This is a genomic window from Streptomyces sp. NPDC007971 (assembly GCF_042958635.1).
Taxonomy (GTDB): Bacteria; Actinomycetota; Actinomycetes; order Streptomycetales; family Streptomycetaceae; genus Streptomyces.
The window spans coordinates 262943-280853 of sequence record NZ_JBIBJK010000002.1; the positions used below are offsets into that span (position 1 = coordinate 262943).

The 17911-nt window shown below is 72.8% G+C and carries 16 protein-coding genes; 10 read left to right on the forward strand and 6 right to left on the reverse strand.

Annotated elements, in window-relative coordinates:
• Window positions 1–9: 9 nt before the first annotated feature.
• The gene (locus ACFZCP_RS04970; protein ID WP_391424106.1) at window positions 10–1506 is read right to left on the reverse strand and encodes an AMP-binding protein; all 1497 of its coding nucleotides are present in this window, start codon (window positions 1504–1506) and stop codon (window positions 10–12) included.
• A 140-nt stretch (window positions 1507–1646) separates the two neighbouring features.
• Here ACFZCP_RS04970 and ACFZCP_RS04975 point away from each other — a divergent pair, with 140 nt between their 5' ends.
• The 5 genes from ACFZCP_RS04975 (at window position 1647) to ACFZCP_RS04995 (ending at window position 6037) form a co-directional block, all read left to right on the forward strand.
• A complete protein-coding gene (locus tag ACFZCP_RS04975; protein WP_391424108.1) occupies window positions 1647–2840 on the forward strand; it encodes an amidohydrolase family protein in 1194 nt (397 codons plus the stop codon).
• Window positions 2840–3973, forward strand: a complete 1134-nt coding sequence (locus ACFZCP_RS04980) for an acyl-CoA dehydrogenase family protein (protein ID WP_391424110.1) — start codon at window positions 2840–2842, stop codon at window positions 3971–3973. Before ACFZCP_RS04975 ends, ACFZCP_RS04980 begins: the two co-directional genes overlap by 1 nt.
• Before the next feature lie 2 nt (window positions 3974–3975).
• Window positions 3976–4986: an acyl-CoA dehydrogenase family protein gene (locus ACFZCP_RS04985; protein ID WP_391424112.1), complete on the forward strand. Its 1011-nt coding sequence runs from the start codon at window positions 3976–3978 to the stop codon at window positions 4984–4986.
• A 397-nt stretch (window positions 4987–5383) separates the two neighbouring features.
• Window positions 5384–5521: a hypothetical protein gene (locus ACFZCP_RS04990; protein WP_362681217.1), complete on the forward strand. Its 138-nt coding sequence runs from the start codon at window positions 5384–5386 to the stop codon at window positions 5519–5521.
• Between the two features lie 18 nt (window positions 5522–5539).
• Window positions 5540–6037, forward strand: a complete 498-nt coding sequence (locus tag ACFZCP_RS04995; protein WP_391424701.1) for an ATP-binding protein — start codon at window positions 5540–5542, stop codon at window positions 6035–6037.
• 407 nt (window positions 6038–6444) lie between these two features.
• Here the strand turns inward: ACFZCP_RS04995 and ACFZCP_RS05000 are convergent, their stop codons facing one another.
• On the reverse strand, window positions 6445–7371 hold the full coding sequence (locus ACFZCP_RS05000; RefSeq protein WP_391424114.1) for a cyclase family protein: 927 nt from the start codon (window positions 7369–7371) through the stop codon (window positions 6445–6447).
• An 85-nt stretch (window positions 7372–7456) separates the two neighbouring features.
• Between ACFZCP_RS05000 and ACFZCP_RS05005 the strand changes: the two genes are divergently transcribed.
• The 3 genes from ACFZCP_RS05005 (at window position 7457) to ACFZCP_RS05015 (ending at window position 10676) form a co-directional block, all read left to right on the forward strand.
• Window positions 7457–8368: an SDR family oxidoreductase gene (locus tag ACFZCP_RS05005; protein ID WP_391424116.1), complete on the forward strand. Its 912-nt coding sequence runs from the start codon at window positions 7457–7459 to the stop codon at window positions 8366–8368.
• Window positions 8369–8478: 110 nt separating this feature from the next.
• Window positions 8479–9627, forward strand: a complete 1149-nt coding sequence (locus ACFZCP_RS05010) for an acyl-CoA dehydrogenase family protein (protein ID WP_391424118.1) — start codon at window positions 8479–8481, stop codon at window positions 9625–9627.
• Window positions 9627–10676, forward strand: coding sequence for an alcohol dehydrogenase catalytic domain-containing protein (locus ACFZCP_RS05015; RefSeq protein WP_391424120.1), 1050 nt, complete (start codon window positions 9627–9629; stop codon window positions 10674–10676). Before ACFZCP_RS05010 ends, ACFZCP_RS05015 begins: the two co-directional genes overlap by 1 nt.
• Window positions 10677–10886: 210 nt before the next feature.
• Here the strand turns inward: ACFZCP_RS05015 and ACFZCP_RS05020 are convergent, their stop codons facing one another.
• Complete coding sequence (locus ACFZCP_RS05020) at window positions 10887–11894, reverse strand: helix-turn-helix domain-containing protein (protein ID WP_391424122.1); 1008 nt, start codon at window positions 11892–11894, stop codon at window positions 10887–10889.
• 83 nt (window positions 11895–11977) lie between these two features.
• Between ACFZCP_RS05020 and ACFZCP_RS05025 the strand changes: the two genes are divergently transcribed.
• Window positions 11978–13282 (forward strand): MFS transporter, encoded by a 1305-nt coding sequence (locus ACFZCP_RS05025; RefSeq protein WP_391424703.1) that lies wholly within the window; start codon window positions 11978–11980, stop codon window positions 13280–13282.
• A 76-nt stretch (window positions 13283–13358) separates the two neighbouring features.
• Window positions 13359–13880, forward strand: coding sequence for a hypothetical protein (locus tag ACFZCP_RS05030; protein ID WP_391424124.1), 522 nt, complete (start codon window positions 13359–13361; stop codon window positions 13878–13880).
• A 130-nt stretch (window positions 13881–14010) separates the two neighbouring features.
• Here ACFZCP_RS05030 and ACFZCP_RS05035 read toward each other — a convergent pair whose 3' ends face one another.
• From ACFZCP_RS05035 to ACFZCP_RS05045, 3 genes are all read right to left on the reverse strand, one after another.
• Window positions 14011–14619: a flavin reductase gene (locus ACFZCP_RS05035; RefSeq protein ID WP_391424126.1), complete on the reverse strand. Its 609-nt coding sequence runs from the start codon at window positions 14617–14619 to the stop codon at window positions 14011–14013.
• 173 nt (window positions 14620–14792) lie between these two features.
• Window positions 14793–15584, reverse strand: a complete 792-nt coding sequence (locus ACFZCP_RS05040; protein WP_391424128.1) for an enoyl-CoA hydratase-related protein — start codon at window positions 15582–15584, stop codon at window positions 14793–14795.
• Window positions 15581–17800 (reverse strand): acetate--CoA ligase family protein, encoded by a 2220-nt coding sequence (locus ACFZCP_RS05045; protein WP_391424129.1) that lies wholly within the window; start codon window positions 17798–17800, stop codon window positions 15581–15583. The genes ACFZCP_RS05040 and ACFZCP_RS05045 overlap by 4 nt, the downstream gene beginning before the upstream one ends.
• Between the last annotated feature and the right edge of the window lie 111 nt (window positions 17801–17911).

The window sequence follows — 17911 nt, forward strand, 5'->3', positions numbered from 1 at the left end:
GCGGGCGGGTCAGGAGAACCGCTCCCGCAGCTTGTACTTGAGCACCTTGCGCAAGGTGTCGTTGCGCGGGAGGGCGTCCACCACCTCCAGCCGCTCGGGCAGTTTGTGGACGGACAGCCCGCCGGCCCGCAGGTGGGAGACGGCCTGTGCCAGCGTCAACCCGGCTGCGCCGGGCCGCCGTTCGACCACCGCGCAGACCATCTCCCCGCGCTCCGCGTCCGGCAGTCCGATCACCGCCGCGTCCCCCACCGACGGGTGTGTGGCGAGCAGGTCCTCGATCTCCTTCGCCGAGATGTTCTCGCCCTTGCGGATGATCACGTCCTTCAGGCGGCCGGTGAGCACGAGGTGCCCGGAGCCGGTCAGGCGGCCGAGGTCCCCGGTGCGCAGGAAGCCCTCCTCGTCGAAGGCGGCGGCCGTCTGGGCGGGGTCCAGATAGCCCTGGCAGACCGCCTCGCCGCGCAGTCGTACCTCGCCGTCCACGATCCGGATCTCCATGCCCCCGGGCGGGCGTCCCTCGGTCGTCGCGAGGTTCTCGGGCGTGTCCTCGGGGTCCCCCATGGTGATCATCGGCACCTCGGTCATGCCGTAGCCGTGGGTGAGCTGCACGCCCATCTCGCGGACGACCGCGTGGTAGACCTCGGGGGGCTTGGGGGCCCCGCCGCCCGCGAGCAGCCGCAGGGAGGGGATGACCTTCTCCCCGGGCCGCTTGCGCTGCTCGGCCAGGAACATCGAGTAGAACGCCGTCGAGCCACCGGCCACCGTGACCCCGTGCCGCCGGTACCCCGCCAGCGCTTCCGGCAGCGCGAACCGCTCGAACATCACCGCGGGGAAGCCGTAGAGAAGGAGCATGACCGTGTAGTCGGGGCCCGCGATGTGCGCGTACGGGAAGGCCATCGAGCCCACGTCGTCGGAGGTCAGACGCAGGGCGTGGGCGAGGCAGGAGCCGCCCGCGATCAGCGAGCGGTCGGTGTGCAGGACGCCCTTGGGGTCGGAGGTGGTCCCCGAGGTCCAGTAGATCCAGCGGACCGAGGTGCCGTCGGCCGGGGGAGCGGGCAGGACGGACGGGTCGCCGTCGGGGAGGGTGTCGTACGCCTCGAACACGCCCTTGGCGCCGAGCCGCCGGGCCATCTCCGTGTGGTCGTGGCCGCGCCAGCTGCCCGGCACGGCGAAGAACTCGGCCCTGGACTCGCGCAGCGCGAAGCCGACCTCGCGGTCCCGGTAGAAGGGGATGACCGGGGACTGTACGGCGCCCAGCCGGGCCAGCGCGAAGGACAGCAGGGCCGTCTCGATGCGGGTGGGCAGCTGCCAGGCGACCACCGTGCCGGGGCGCACGCCCATGCCGTACAGGCCGGCCGCGACCCGCTCGGCGCGCTCGCGCAGTTCGCCGAAGGTCAGCCGCCGCTCGTCCTGCAGGAGGACCGGGCGGTCCGGGGTGAGACGGGCCCGCCGGTCCACCAGCTCCCACAGGGTGCGCGAGGCGCTCAGGGCATGTGCGGTGTCGTTCACGGTCGACCCCCCGGATAGCTGACGGCTCGTCAGATCGTGGGCAGAGCGTAGGGCCGTGCGCCTTGTCGGTCCAGGGGTGCGGGGATAGCCTGCTGGATACGGATAATCTGACGGTCCATCAGATCGGTAGGTGGGGATCCATGACCGAACTGCCCCGCATCATCAGCGTCGACGACCATGTGATCGAGCCCGCCCACCTCTTCGAGACCTGGCTGCCGGCCAGGTACCGGGACCGCGGCCCCAAGCCGCTGACCGCCGGTATCGGGGAGCTGGCCTACGTCGGCGGGAAGTACCAGATCAGCATGGACCCCGACGGCCAGCCGACCGACTGGTGGATCTACGAGGACCTGAAGTTCCCGTACAAGCGCAACATCGCGGCCGTCGGCTTCGACCGGGACGAGATGACCCTGGAGGGGATCACCCGAGAGCAGATGCGGCGCGGCTGCTGGGACCCGAAGGCACGGCTCGCCGACATGGACCTCAACCACGTCGAGGCCAGCCTCTGCTTCCCGACCTTCCCGCGCTTTTGCGGGCAGACCTTCGCCGAGGCGCACGACAAGGAGGTCGCCCTCGCCTGCGTGCGCGCCTACAACGACTGGATGGTCCAGGAGTGGTGCGGGGACAGCGGGGGGCGACTGATCCCGCTGTGCCTGATCCCGCTGTGGGACGTGGAGCTGGCCGTCGCCGAGATCCGGCGGAACGCGGCGCGCGGGGTGCGGGCGGTTACCTTCTCGGAGATCCCCACCTACCTCGGGCTGCCGTCCATCCACTCCGGGTACTGGGACCCGTTCTTCGCGGTGTGCCAGGAGACGGGGACCGTCGTCAACATGCACATCGGCAGCAGCTCGCAGATGCCCGCCGCCTCCCCGGACGCGCCGCCCGCCGTCCAGGCCTCGCTCAGCTTCAACAACGCGATGGCCTCGATGATGGACTACCTGTTCAGCGGCGTGCTCGTGAAGTTCCCGGCCCTCAAACTCGCCTACTCCGAGGGGCAGATGGGCTGGATCCCGTACGCCCTGGAACGCGCCGACGACGTGTGGGAGGAGCACCGCGCCTGGGGCGGGGTGCGCGACCTGATCCCGGAGCCGCCCTCGACGTACTACTACCGGCAGATCTTCTGCTGCTTCTTCCGTGACAAGCACGGGGTCGCGTCCCTGGACGTCGTCGGCCGCGACAACGCCACCTTCGAGACCGACTACCCGCACGTCGACTCGACCTTCCCGCACACCAAGGAGGTAGCCCTCGACCATGTGAAGGGCCTCGACGACGAGACCGTGCACAAGCTGATGCGGGGCAACGCCATCCGCATGCTGGGCCTGGACCTCGACAGGTGATGGACCTCTCGTACACGCCCGAGGAGGAGGAGTTCCGGGCCCGGCTGAAGGAGTGGCTCGGCAAGGTGCTGCCCGCCCTGCCGGAAAAGCCGTCCCCGGACGACTGGCCCGGCCGGCGCGCCTACGACCTCGGCTGGCAGCGGATGCTCCACGACGCCGGGTACGCCCATGTCCACTGGGACGCCTCCCCGACCATACGGATGATCTTCCTGGAGGAGACCGAGAAGGCGGGCGCTCCCTATGTCGGAGCCAACTTCGTCGGGCTCCTGCACGCCGGGCCGACCGTCGCCGCCGAGGGCACCCCCGAGCAGCGGGCCCGCTGGCTGCCGCCGATCCTGCGCGGGGACGAGGTGTGGTGCCAGGGCTTCAGCGAGCCGGACGCCGGCTCCGACCTCGCCGCGCTGCGCACGCGCGCGTGGCGGGACGGCGACGACTACGTGGTGAGCGGCTCCAAGATCTGGACCTCGCACGCGGAGGTCGCCGACTGGTGCGAACTGCTGGTCCGCACGGATCCGCAGGCGCCCAGGCACAAGGGCATCAGCTGGCTGGCCATGCCGATGGACGCCGAGGGCATCACGGTCCGGCCGCTGCGCACACTCGCCGGGTCGGCGGAGTTCGCCGAGGTGTTCCTGGACGAGGTCCGGGTGCCGGTGGCCAACCGCGTCGGCGCGGAGAACGACGGCTGGCGCGTGACCATGGTGACGCTGTCCTTCGAGCGCGGCACGGCCTTCGTCGGCGAGGTCGTCGCCTGCCGCCGGGTGCTCGGCGAACTGGCCCGCACCGCGCGGGAGAACGGCCGCTGGGACGATCCGGCGCTGCGTCGGCGGCTCGGCCGGCTGGGCGCCGAGTTCCGGGCGCTGTGGCGGCTGACCCAGTGGAACGTGAGCGAGGCGGAGGCGAGCGGCGGGGTGCCGGGCGTCGGGGGTTCGGTCTTCAAACTGAGGTACTCGCACGCCCGCCAGGAGCTGTACGACACCGCCGCCGAGGTGCTCGGTCCGGAGAGCCTCGACCTGGACCGGCCCTGGGTCCTGGACCGGCTCTCCTCGCTGTCGTACACCATCGCCGCCGGCACCTCGCAGATCCAGCGCAACATCGTCGCCGAGCGCATCCTCGGCCTGCCCAAGGGACGGTGACCGTGCGGTTCCGACTCACCGAGGAACAGCGGGCGTTGCGGGCCGGCGTACGGCAGCTGCTGGAGCGCCGGTTCGGCGCGGACGCGCTGCGGGCGGCCGTGGCCCGGCCCGGGCACCTGGACCGGGAGCTGTGGCGCGAGCTGGGCGCGGCGGGCCTGTTCGCGCTCCGGTTGCCGGAGGAGGAGGGCGGGGTCGGCCTCGGCCTGCCGGAGGCGGTGCTGGTCTTCGAGGAGACCGGCCGTGCGCTGCTGGCCGGGCCCGTGCTGGCCACCCACCTCGCGGCCGGGACCGTACCCGGCGCCGCCACCGGGGAGCGGGTCGTGGCCCGCGCGGACGGGGCGCTGGTGGAGTGGCTGGACGCCGCGGACGTGGTGTGCGGGGACGCCTCCGGGGCCGTCCCCCTGCGCTCGGTGGACCCGCTGACACCGCTGCACCGGGTGCCCGGCGGCTCCGGGACCGGCGGTTTCGGGACCAGCGGTTTCGGCGGTTCCTGGACCAGTGGTTTCGGCGGCCCCGGCGGTTCCGTCGGTGCTGGTGCTGGTGCTGGTGCTGGTGCTGGTGCTGGTGCTGGTGCCGATGGCGATGCCGGTCCCGGAGCGCCGGATCCGGTGGCCGTTGTCCTGACCGCCGCCGAGCAGCTCGGCACGGCCACGCGCGCGTGCGAACTGGCCGTGCAACACGCCCGGGCGCGTGAGCAGTTCGGGCAGCCGATCGGGGCCTTCCAGGCGGTCAAACACCTGTGCGCCGACCTGCTGGTGCGCGCCGAGACGGCCCGCGCCGCGGTCTACGCGGCCGCCGTGACCGCCGACCCCTGCGACATCGCCGCCGCCCGGCTGCTCGCCGACGAGGCCGCCGTGCGCGGGATGCGCGACTGCCTCCAGGTGCACGGCGGCATGGGCTTCACCTGGGAGGCAGAAGTCCATCTGCATCTCAAACGGGCCTGGGTGCGGGCCCACCGTGGTGGCGGGGGTACACAGAGTGAGGATGCGCTTGCCGCCGATCTGGTGGCCTGACCGACCTGCGGCGCGCTGGGCTGGGCCGTCGGCGGGACGTCGACTCGGGATGTCGCGGATCGTGGCATACCGGAATCACGGAGCGTCGATACCGGGTTGTGTCCATCGCGTGACTTGTCACGTCCTGGAGTCGGGTGCCCCCTCCGGTACCTTGTGTGAGATGCGAGTGGCTGCGAGCACGAGCCGTGCCGTCGGTGCCCTTGGGGTGTCGCCGGACTGCGAGCTGTGCGCCCCTGCTCGCGGGGCGGTCAGGCCCTCTGCCTCCGCCTGTTCGACTCCCCGGCATGCGCCTCGCACAGTATGGCGCACCCGTACTCCTTCGCGCTGGAATATGCCCGAAGCGCTTGTTGGGGTGACTGTACGTCAACCATGCTGTCTCGCAAGGGAGTCACGGTCCGTGACCCTTGCTCTGGCCATTGTTCTGGCCATGCAGAAAGTGGCTACGATCGTGGCCCTCGTCGTGCTGCTCGCCGCGGCTTCGGCCGCGGCGTTCGGGTGGCGCAGGGTCATGTGTCCGCCGGTTCGGATGGTGTGAGCGGTGCAGGTGCTTCAAGTGCAGCTGGAGATCCGGCCCGACCCCGCGGAGGTGGGACGTGCCAGACAGTGGGCCCGCTCGCGCCTCGCCGGGCTCGGTATAGAGGCCGACGAGCCGTTGGCCGAGACCCTGGTCCTGCTCGTCTCCGAGCTCGTGACCAACGCCGTGGTGCACACCGGCCGCCCGGCCGTGCTGCGGCTGTCCCTGCCGGGCACGGTGGAGGAGACCGCCCAGGAGGCGGAGGCGGAGGCGGACGAGTCGGCCACCGTGCGGCTGGAGGTGGCCGACACCAGCTCCCGCCCACCTGTGCCGCGCTGCGTCGGCAGTGATGCCACCGGCGGCCGGGGTCTGGCGCTCGTCGACTGCCTCGCCGACCGCTGGGGCTGGAACGCCGAGGGCTCCGGCAAGAGCATCTGGTGCGAGCTGGACCGCTGCTCGCAGGCCGGTGAGGGCGCGGCGGTGGCGTACGGGGGCGGTCTGTCCGCGTACGAGGACCTGGCGTTCGAAGCGGTGTAGGCCTCCGGGCGCGGCGATGCGCCGGGGATGCATCCGTGCGCGGCCCGTATGAACGGGACGGCAGCAATAAACCCCTGTACCGGTGTTGACGACATGTGACCGTATGAACACGCTGGTGGGCAACGATTCGCCGCGAGGGGACGGCGAGGGCTCGGGTGACGACAGTCCTCGCCGAGTGTGGGTCGCACCGGATGGCGGCGTGAAGTCGTATGCAGGGGGCGCGCCGCCAACCGGACTCCACCCTTTGCCGATCCGGCGTCGCAGGGGTGGCCGACGCCGACGGGCCTCACGGGGCGGCCGCCACCGGACTTCCCGGACTCCTGGACTTCCCAGATCTCCCGGACCGCTCAGACCTCCCGGACCGCCCGGACCTCCCGGACTTCCCGGCCTCTCGGGCCTCCCGAACCTCACAGGACCGCCACCGGCGCCACCGGTGTCCCGGTCGCGCCGACGAACGGCTCGGGCATCGCCGACAGCAGGAACGCGTACCGCCCCTCTTGTCCACAGGCTGTGGACAACTCTTCGAGATTCCAGTTCTGGCCCTGGAGCATCCCCATCTCGACCAGGTCCAGGGCGTGCACGGGCAGCCATAGATTGTCGATCTCCGGCGGAAATATCTCAAATGTGAGCGTGTCGTTCGCGACCGCCGCCACGTCGCGCGCATGGAACCACTCCGGGCAGCGCACCGAGAGTCCCGGCGACGGATAGCCGTACCCGTGCTTGTCCCCGGCCAGATAGACCTGCACCTGGCCCGTGCGCACCAGGACCACGTCCCCCGCGCGCACCCGCACCCCGCCGAACTCCTCGGCCGCCGCCAGGTCCTCCGGTGTGACCGCGTGCCCGCCCGCGAGCCGGTCCACGCCACGCGCGCGTGCCACGTCGAGCAGCACCCCGCGCGAGACGATGTGCCGCGCCTTGTCGATGCCGGCGAACTCCGCACCGCCGTGCGCGGTCACCGTCCGCGCCGGACGGCCGTTGTAGAGCTTCCCGGAGTGCGAGACATGGGTCAGCGCGTCCCAGTGGGTGCCCGCCTGGAGGCCCATGGTCACCGCGTCGTCGCTGCACGCCACCGTGCCCGGCCCGAACAGCTCCTGGTTGATCTGCACCATCGCGTGCAGCGGGTTGACCCGCCCGGGGATCATTCCGGTCTGCACCCCGTCCTGTCTCAGCGGCAGCGCGAGCGGCACCCTGCGGCCGGTGCGGATGCAGGTCGCGGCCTCGCGCACCACCTCGGCGGTGATCAGGTTCAGGGTGCCGATCTCGTCGTCGGCCCCCCAGCGACCCCAGTTGTTGACGCGCTTGGCGATGTCGTGGAACTCGGCGGGCAGTGACATCGGTACCTCCCCGGGGCTTGTGTCCGCACATGCGACGCGCCATAAAATCTAACGGTCCGTCAGAAACCGCGGGAAGGGGCCGGACGTGGGGAACTTCTTGACAGGCAAAGTGGTCGCCGTGACGGGCGCCGGGCGGGGCATCGGGCGCGCGGTCGCGCTCGCGGCGGCCGCCGAGGGCGCGAAGGTCGTCGTCAACGACTACGGGGTGGCCGCCGACGGCACCTCGCCGACGAGCGAGGTCGCCGACGCCGTCGTCAAGGAGATCGAGGCGGCGGGCGGCGAGGCCGTCGCGGTCGCCGACGACATCTCCACGATGGCCGGCGGGCAGCGGGTCGTGGATGCCGCCCTGTCCTCGTACGGCCGTCTCGACGGGGTCGTGTGCGTCGCCGGGATCCTGCGCGAACGCATGCTGTTCAACATGTCCGAGCAGGAATGGGACCCGGTGATCGCCACCCACCTCAAGGGCACGTTCACCGTCTTCCGGGCCGCCTCGGCCGTCATGCGCCGCCAGAGGGCCGGCACCCTCATCGGCTTCACCAGCGGCAACCACCAGGGCTCCGTCTCGCAGGCCAACTACAGCGCCGCGAAGGGCGGGATCATCTCACTGGTCCGCAGCGCGGCCCTCGGGCTGCACAAGTACGGGGTGAGCGCCAACGCCGTCGCCCCCGTGGCCCGTACGCGGATGTCGGCGGGCGTCCCGATGGAGCTGAAGGAGATCGGCGAGCCGGAGGACGTGGCCGCGCTCGTGGTCTACCTGCTGTCCGACTCCGCAAAGGACCAGGGCATCACCGGGCAGGTGTACACCGTCGCCGGGCCGAAGATCGCGGTGTGGGCCCAGCCGCGGGAACTCCGTTCGATGTACGGGGACGGTCCCTGGACGCCGGAGAGGATCGCGGAGTCCCTGCCCGGCTCGGTGGGGGTGGACCCGATGCCGGTGCTTGCGCAGGTGGCGGCGATGGAGAGTGCGGCGCGGGACGGTTCTCGGCCGAACGCCTGAGAACCCGGGGCGCGTTGTCGTGGGGCGCCCGAGGGCTGTCTGTGGCCTGTCGCGCAATTCCCGCGCCCCTTGGGGGCGCTCATGTTGGCCGGTGATGACAAGGAGGCCCCGTGGACTTTGAATTCGCTGCCGAGGACGAGGTGTTCCGGACCGAGGTCCGTGGCTGGCTGGCCGCCCACGCCAACGGCGCCACGGACAGGCGTACGTGGGAGAAGACCCTCGGCGCCGCCGGCTGGATCGGGCTCGGCTGGCCCGAGTCCGGGTACGGGAACCGCACCGCCACCCTCACCCGGCAGGTCGTCTGGGCCGAGGAGTACGCCCGCTCGGGCGCGCCCCCGCGGTCCGGGCACATCGGGGAGAACCTGCTCGCCCCCACCCTTCTCGCCCACGGCAGCGCGGAACACAAGCGCCGTTTCCTGCCGCCCGTCGCCGCCGGCGAGGAGCTGTGGTGCCAGGGGTACAGCGAACCGGGCGCCGGGTCCGACCTGGCCGGCATCCGCACCTCGGCGGTGCGGGAGGGGACGTCCTACCGGATCACCGGACAGAAGATCTGGACCTCCCTCGCCCACGAGGCCGACTGGTGCTTCGTCCTGGCCCGCACCGAGCCGGACTCGCGCCGGCACCACGGTCTGAGCTTCCTGCTCGTCCCCATGGACCAGTCGGGCCGGATCGAGGTCAGGCCCATCCGCCAGCTGACCGGCACGAGCGACTTCAACGAGGTCTTCTTCGACGGTGCGCACGCGCGCGCGGAACACGTCGTCGGGGGAGCCGGGCAGGGCTGGCGGGTGGCGATGAGCCTGCTCGGCTTCGAGCGCGGGGTGTCCACCCTCGCCCAGCAGATCGGGTTCGCCGAGGAACTGGCACGGGTCGTACGAACCGCCCTGCGCACCGGCGCCGCCAACGACCCGGTCGTACGCGCCCGGCTCGTGCACCAGTGGGCCGAGCTGCGCACCATGCGCTGGAACGCCCTGCGCACCCTCGGCGGCTCCGGTGACGCGGGCGCGCCCAGTGCCGCCAAGCTCCTGTGGGCCAACTGGCACCAGCGGCTCGGGGAGCTGGCCGTCCAGGTCCGGGGCGCGGCAGCCGCCGCGGGACCCGCGGACTGGTCGCCGTCGGCGCCCTACGAACTCGATGCCGACCAGCACCTGTTCCTCTTCTCCCGGGCCGACACCATCTACGGCGGCTCGGACCAGGTCCAGCGCACGATCATCGCCGAGCGGGTGCTCGGCCTGCCGAGAGAGCCGAAGGGGGTCGCGTGATGCGTGGTGTGGTGTTCGACGGCAAGCAGGTCCAGGTGGTGGACGACCTGACGGTACGGGAGCCGGGGCCCGGCGAGGTGCTGGTGGCGATCTCGGCGGCCGGCCTGTGCCACAGCGACCTCTCGGTGGTGGACGGCACCATCCCCTTCCCGGTCCCCGTGGTGCTGGGCCACGAGGGTGCGGGCCTGGTCGAGGCCGTGGGCGCGGGCGTGAGCCATGTGGCCCCCGGCGACCACGTGGCCCTGTCCACGCTCGCCAGCTGCGGCACGTGCGCGGAGTGCGACCGGGGCCGCCCGACGATGTGCCGCCGGGCGATCGGCCGCCCGCAGCAGCCCTTCGCACGGGGCGACCGGACGGTGTACCAGTTCGCCTCCAACTCGGCCTTCGCGGAACGTACGGTCGTCAAGGCCGTGCAGGCGGTGCGGATCCCGAAGGACATCCCGCTGCGGGCGGCGGCCCTGATCGGCTGCGGGGTGCTCACCGGGGTCGGCGCGGTCCTCAACCGGGCCCGGGTGGACCGCGGGGACAGCGTGGTCGTCATCGGCACCGGCGGCATCGGGCTGAACGTCCTGCAGGGCGCGCGGATCGCCGGGGCGCTCAGGATCGTGGCCGTGGACGCGAACCCGGCGAAGGAGGCGGCGGCCCGGCAGTTCGGCGCGACCGACTTCCTGACCTCGACGGACGGCGTCCGGGACATCCTGCCGACCGGCGCCGACCACGTCTTCGAGTGCGTCGGCCGGGTGGAGCTGATCCGCCAGGCGGTCGACCTCCTCGACCGGCACGGACAGGCCGTCCTGCTCGGCGTGCCCGGGGCGGACGCCGAGGCGTCCTTCCTCGTCTCCTCGATGTTCCTGGACAAGGCGATCCTCGGCTGCCGCTACGGCTCCTCCCGCCCCCAGCGGGACGTCCCCCTGTACGCCGAGCTGTACCGCCAGGGCCGCCTGCTCCTGGACGAGCTGGTGACGGCGACCTATCCGGTGGAGGACTTCGAGAAGGCCCGGGCCGACGCGGAGGCGGGGCGGGTGGCACGGGCAGTGCTCACCTTCTGAGCCGGGCCGACGCCCACGCAGTCCCGTCGGCTCCACTCTCCCCGTGGTCCTGTCGCCTCCGCCCTCCGGCGGTTCCGTCGGGCTCGCTCTCCCCGTGGTCCCGTCGGGCTGACCCCCCGTGGTCCCCCGTGGTCCCCCGTGGTCCCCCGTGATCCCCTGTGATCCCGTGTGGTCCCGTCGGGTTCATCCCCGGGTGCTGCCCACGTCGCCCTACCGCTCACCGGGTCCGTCGGCCCCCGTCCGGAAGGTGCGCCGGTATGCCGTCGGTGTCACGCCGAGGGCCTGTTGCAGATGCTGGCGCATCGACTGGGCCGTGCCGAAGCCCGCGTCCCGGGCCACCTGGTCCACGGAGAGGCCGGTGGACTCCAGCAGGTGGCGGGCGCGTTCGACGCGCTGCCGGGTGAGCCACTGGCCCGGGCTGACACCGACCTCCTCTCGGAAACGGCGGGTGAAGGTGCGCACCGACATGGCCTCCTGCCCGGCCATGTCCCGCAGCTGGATCGGCTCGTGCAGCCGGCCGAGCGCCCAGGCGCGGGCGGCGGTCGTGGTGGCGAGCTGCGGGTCCGGGACCGGGCGGTGGATGAACTGGGCCTGGCCGCCGTCGCGGTGGGGCGGGACGACCGTGCGGCGGGCCACGTCGTTGGCGATCGCCGTGCCGTGGTCGCGGCGCACCATGTGCAGGCACAGGTCGATCCCGGCGGCCACGCCGGCCGAGGTCAGCACGTCGCCGTCGTCGATGAACAGCACGTCCGCGTCCACCTTCACCCGCGGGAAGATCCGCTGGAAGCGATCGGCGTCCGCCCAGTGCGTGGTCGCCGGACGGCCGTCGAGGAAGCCGGCGGCGGCCAGGACGTACCCGCCGGTGCAGATGGAGGCGAGCCGGGTGCCGGGCCGGATGCGGCCGAGCGCGGCGGCCAGCTCGTCCGTGAGCCTGCCCTCGTCGTAGACCGGGCCCAGTTCGTACGACGCCGGGACGATCACCGTGTCGGCCGTCTCCAGGGCCTCGGGACCGTGCGGCACCTGCACCGCGAAGTCGGCGTCCGTCTCGACCGGGCCGGGCGGCCGGACCGAGCACGTCACCACCTCGTACAGGAGCCGCCCCCCGGCGTCCCGCGGCCGTCCGAAGATCCGGTGCGGGATGCCCAGCTCGAAGGGGAGCAGGCCGTCCAGGGCGAGGACGACGATCCGGTGCGGGCGGAAATCCTGGCCGGCAGTCATGGCCCGATCCTAACGAATGCTGGCCTTCGGGCCACTCGATGCACAGGACCGGAAAACCGACCCTTGAGGGCGTGACTCATGACGTGACTCGGACGACCGAAGCCGCAGGCCCACCCCAGGCCCCGCCCGCCCGGCGCCGCCGTGTGCACCGCGCCTGGTTCGTCGCCGCCGTCACCTTCGTCACGATCATCGGCGCGGCCGCCTTCCGCTCCCTGCCCGGCCTGCTCATCGATCCGCTGCACCAGGAGTTCGGCTGGTCGCGCGGCACGATCGGCGCGGCCGTCTCGGTCAACCTCGCGCTCTACGGCCTCACCGCGCCCTTCGCCGCCGCGCTGATGGACCGCTTCGGCATCCGCCGGATCGTCGCCGTCGCGCTGACCGTGATCGCGCTCGGCTCGGGCCTGACCGTGTGGATGACGGCGGCCTGGCAACTGCTGCTGTGCTGGGGCCTGCTGGTGGGCCTCGGCTCCGGGTCCATGGCCCTCGCCTTCGCCGCGACGGTCACCAACCGGTGGTTCACCGAGCAGCGCGGCCTGGTCAGCGGCATCCTCACCGCCGCCTCCGCCTCCGGCCAGCTGATCTTCCTGCCGCTGCTGTCCTGGATGGTCGAGGCCTACGACTGGCGCCCGGCCGCCGTCACGGTCGCCCTGGCCGCCCTCGCCGTCGTCCCGTTCGTCTGGCTGCTGCTGCGCGACCACCCGGCCGACGTGGGCCTGAAGCCCTACGGTGCACGGGAGTTCGTGCCCAAGCCGCCGCCCGTCACCGGGGCCGCCCGCCGCGCGGTCACGGTCCTGCTCTCCGCCGTGCGCACCGGCCCGTTCTGGCTGCTCGCCGGCACCTTCGCGATCTGCGGGGCGTCCACCAACGGCCTCATCCAGACCCACTTCGTGCCCGCCGCCCACGACCACGGCATGCCCGTCACGGCAGCGGCCTCGCTGCTCGCCGTCATCGGCGTGTTCGACGTCGTCGGCACGATCGCCTCCGGCTGGTTCACCGACCGCTTCGAACCGCGCCGCCTGCTCGCCGTCTACTACGCCCTGCGCGGCATGTCGCTGCTGTTCCTCCCCCTGCTGCTGGGCCCGTCGGTCCACCCCCCGATGGTGTTCTTCATCGTCTTCTACGGTCTCGACTGGGTGGCCACCGTCCCGCCCACCCTGGCCCTGTGCCGGGAGCAGTACGGCGAGGACAGTGCCATCGTCTTCGGCTGGGTGCTCGCCTCCCACCAGGTCGGCGCGGCCCTGGTCGCCTTCCTCGGCGGCGTCGCCCGGGACGTCTTCGGCTCCTACGACATGGTCTGGTACGCCTCCGGCGCCCTGTGCGCGGCGGCGGCCCTGATGGCGCTGGTGATCAGGCGCCGCCCGACGGCCCGCGCGCTCGCCGCCTCCTGAAAACGCCTGCGCGGACAGGGGGTTCGCCGCGGTAGGTTCGCCCCGTGACGCGCTTCGCACGCCCCGGATCGGCCCGATGAGCGGCTGGTGGTCCTACCTGGAGGAGCGGACCCGCCAGGAGACCGACGAGAACGTACTGCGCGACCGGCGGATCATGGCGATCAAGGTCGTGTGTGAGGCGCTGCGCCCGCTGGGGCTCGGCCTGCGCGAGGCGGAACAGGTGGTCCTGCAGCGCTACGAGGCCCTCGGCGACCGTGTGCGGTACACGCCGCCCGATCCGCTCGACGTCCCCTCGCTCGCGGCCCGCGCGGCGGCCTGCCCGGGCCGGGTGGCCGCGGTCGAGGCGATCTGGGACGGCGACACCGTCCACGACTGGTTCGTGCTCCTGGTCGCCGTCCTGGACGACCCGCACGGCGAAGGCCATCTGGCGACCGTCTACCAGCGCCGTGGCGGACCCCGGCCGGCCACCGCCGCCGCCGAGGCGGGCCGCGCCCTGGCCCAGCACCTCGGGGTGCCGTTCCACTTCGCCTCCCCGGACACCCCGGACGACGAGGCACCACGCTGGCGGACCGTCCGGCCCCCGGCCGAGGGCGCGTAACCGGGTTCACGGTCGGCCGGGCCTGCGGCGGCACTCGGTCCACGGTCGGCCCGGTCCGGGGCCCGCTCGGTCTGCGGCGGGCGCGGGCCGCGACCGGCTCGGGCCATGACCGGCTCAGTCCGTGCCCGGCTCAGTGCGCTGCCGGCCGCCCGAACCGCCCCCGGTGGAAGAGCAGCGGCTCGTCCGGGCCGTCGGCGCCGAGTGCGGTCACCCGGCCGACGACGATCAGGTGGTCGCCTCCGGTGTGCACCGCGTGGATCGTGCAGTCGATCCAGGCCACCGCCCCGGCCAGGCGAGGGGCGCCGGAGACGGGCGCCGCGTCGTGGGCCACCCCCGCGAACTTGTCGGCACCGCTCACCGCGAAGGCCCGGCAGAGGTCGCCCTGGCCGGCGCCGAGGACGTTGACGCAGAAGGCACCGGCGTGGGCGATGCGCGGCCAGGTGGTCGACGTGCGGCCGACCATGAAGCAGACCAGGGGCGGGTCGAGGGAGAGGGAGGAGAAGGACTGGCAGGCGAAACCGGCGGGGGACGGCGCGCCCTCCGTGGGCGGTGCCGTCACCACGGTGACGCCCGTCGCGAAGTTCCCCAGCACGCGCCGGAACTCGGCCTGGTCCAGCGGCGCTCGCTCGTTCTCCCGGACGCACCGCAACTGCGGGCGCGGCAGTGCTTCCGCGGGCCCTGGGCCCGGTACCGACCTGAGGTAACGGACGGCGGCGGCCGCCGCCCCTGCGTGTCCCATCACGCCATCCATTGAAGCTGACGGACCATCAGATGGGAAGGGTTGTGCGGACAGGGGAAGGGCGCTGCGTAGGCTGCGCCCATGGGGTGGGAGAACATCCGCCAACGCCTCCGGGCCGCCGACCTGACCTGGCCGGGGGCACCGTGTGGATCCTCCAGCGGTCCGGCTGAGCCTCAGCGGCCCCGGAACTCCGCCTCCCGGCGCTCCACGAACGCCCGCAGGCCCTCCCGGGCGTCCTCCGTCGTCATGTTGATCTCCTGTGCCGCTGCCTCGGCCGCGAAGGCCGCGGCGCGGTCGACGTCGAGGGAGGCGTTCACCAGCTGCTTGGTCAGGGCCAGGGCGCGGGTGGGGCCGGCGGCCAGACGGGCCGCCCACGCGTGGGCGGTCTTCGCCAGTTCGCCGTCGGGGACGACCCGGTTGACCAGCCCCAGCCGTTCCGCCTCCGGCGCCGGGAGCGCGTCCCCGAAGAACATCAGCTCCTTGGCCCGGTGCAGGCCGATCAGCCGGGGGAGCAGATACGCCCCGCCGGCGTCCGGTACCAGGCCGCGCCGCACGAACACCTCGATGAAGCGGGCCGACTCGGCCGCCAGCACCAGGTCGCAGGCGAGGGCAAGGTGCGCGCCGAGCCCGGCCGCCGTGCCGTTCACGGCGGCGATCACCGGCTTCTCGCAGTCGAGCACGGCGGAGACGAGCCGCTGGGCGCCGAGGCGCAGCGTGCGGGACACATCACCCGGGATGCGCTCCCCGCCACCCCCTCCGCCGCGCAGGTCCGCGCCCGCGCAGAAGCCGCGGCCGGTGCCGGTGAGGACGACGGCCCGGACGTCCGGGTCCGCCGACGCCTCCTGAAGCAGGGAGATCAGGCGGTCCCGGTCCCCGGGGGTGAGGGCGTTCAGGGTCTCGGGGCGGTCGAGGGTGACGTACGCGACCCGACCGCGGGCCTCGTGGCGTACCGCGTCGCCGCTCATCGGCACATCACCAGCGCGTCCAGCGCCACCGCGCCCTGCCCGCGGGGCAGCACCATCAGCGGGTTGATGTCCAGCTCGGCCAGCTGGTCACCCAGTTCGAGCGCCATGCGCTGGACGCGCAGGACGACCTCCACGAGGGCGTCGAGGTCGGCCGGCGGCCGCCCCCGTACCCCGTCCAGCAGAGCCCGTCCGCGCAGTTCGGCGAACATGTCCCGGGCCTGCTCCTCGCCGAACGGCGGAACGCGTACGGCGGCGTCGCGCAGCACCTCCACCAGCACCCCGCCCAGCCCGGCGGTGACGGTCGGCCCGAACAGCTCGTCGTGGGTCACCCCCACGACCATCTCCACGCCCTGCTCGACCATCTGGCACACCAGCACACCGTCCAGCGAGACGCCCTCGTAGCGGGCGATGTCGGTCAGCTCGCGGTAGGCGTCGCGGACCTGGCTGGCCGAGGTGAGGCCGATCTTCACCAGGCCCAGTTCGGTCTTGTGGGCGATCTGCGCGCCGGACGCCTTCATCACCACCGGATAGCCGACCTGCGCGGCCGCCCGTACGGCCGCGGCCGCGCTGGTGACCAGTTGCTCGCGCGGCACCCGGATGCCGTAGGCGCGCAGCAGCTGCTTGGCCGCGTGCTCGCTGAGCTGCTGGCCCGGCCGCATCAGGGCCTCGGCCTTGCGGAAGGAGGGGGAGAGGGTGCGCGGGGCTTCGTCGAAGGGGGAGCGGTAGTCGCTCACGAAGCGGTGGTGGTCGAGCCAGGCGCGGACGGCGGTGAGGCAGTTGCCGACGGTGCGGAAGGTGGCCACCCGCGAGGAGCCGAGCAGGACCTCGCGGTACGCCGGCTCGGTGCCCACCGGTGATCCCCACACCACGCACACCAGCTTGTCCGTCTCCTCGGCCGCCTCGACCAGGTCGCGTACGAGCCGGTCGCTGAGCGGCGGGAAGGGGCCGGTGACCGGGCAGATCAGCACCCCGACCTGCGGGTCGGCGAGGATCGCGTCGATGATCCTGCGGCCGCGCCAGTCGCCGACCGGGTGGCCGCCGTTGTCCACCGGGTTGGCCACGCTCAGGTACTCGGGGATCCACTGGTGCAGCTCGGCCTGCTTGTCCGGCGACAGCGTCGGCAGCCGCAGTCCTGCCCCGGCCGCGAGGTCGGCGACATGGGCGCCGGTGCCGCCGGAGATGGAGCAGACGACGACGCCCTCGGCCCGCGGGGCCCGTGCCCGCGCCAGCAGGGCCGCCGTGTCCTGGAGTTCGTCGAGACCGTCGACGCGGACGACGCCGTACTGCCGCATGGCCGCGTCCACCACGTCGTCCGCGCCGGTGAGCTTGCCGGTGTGGGTGGCGGCCGTGCGGGCGCCGGCCTCGGTGCGGCCCACCTTCACCGCGACCACCGGCACCCCCCGGCGGGCGGCGCGGTCGGCGGCCAGCAGGAAGGCGCGGCCGTCCTTGAGCCCCTCGAGGTAGGCGGCGATGGCGCCTACCTCGGGCTGTTCGGCGAAGTAGGAGACGAAGTCGGCCGTCTCCAGGTCGGCCTCGTTGCCGGTCGGCGCCCAGTGGGAGAGCCGGATGCCCAGTTCCTGGAGGGAGAAGACGGGGCGGCCCTGGTGTCCGGACTGGGTGATCAGCGCGATCGCGGGGCCGTCCAGGTCGTCCCGGAACCGCTCGAAGGCGTTCAGGTTGGTGTTGGGTCCGAGCAGCCGCAGCCCCGACCGCCGCACCGCCCGGGCCAGCCGCTCCTGTGCCTCGGCCCCCTCCGCGCCCGTCTCCGCGAACCCGGAGGCGAAGGCCACGGCGAACTTCACCTTCGTCTCGGCGAGTTCCTCGATCACCGGCAGCGGGTCCGCGACCAGCAGCACGGCCAGGTCCACCTGTTCGGGCAGGTCGGCGACCGTGGCGGCGCAGGGGATGCCGAACACGGACGGCCGGGCCGGGTGCACCGGATGCACGCGCGCCCCCACCCGCTCGGCCCAGGCCAGCAGTTGCCGGGTGATCCCGGTGTTCGGCCGCCCCTCGGCGTCCGAGGCGCCGATCACGGCGAGCGACTCGGGCCGGAAGAAACGCGCCAGATCCGGTACGTCCGCGGACAACGGCCGCCCGCTGACGTCGACGTCGCCGACCTGGTCGTGTACGACGGGTCCGGGCCGCTGTTCGCCGCAGGCGATGACCCGGGCCCGGCGGGAGTCGGTGGTGAGGGTGCCGTGGGTTGATCCAAGCATCGTCCGCCCGCTCCTGTCGTGACTGGCAAGTAACTGACGCTGTGTCAGATTACTGAACTGACGCACTGTCAGGAACTGGTCGGACCGGCAAAGTTGTGGAGCGGCCGGGGT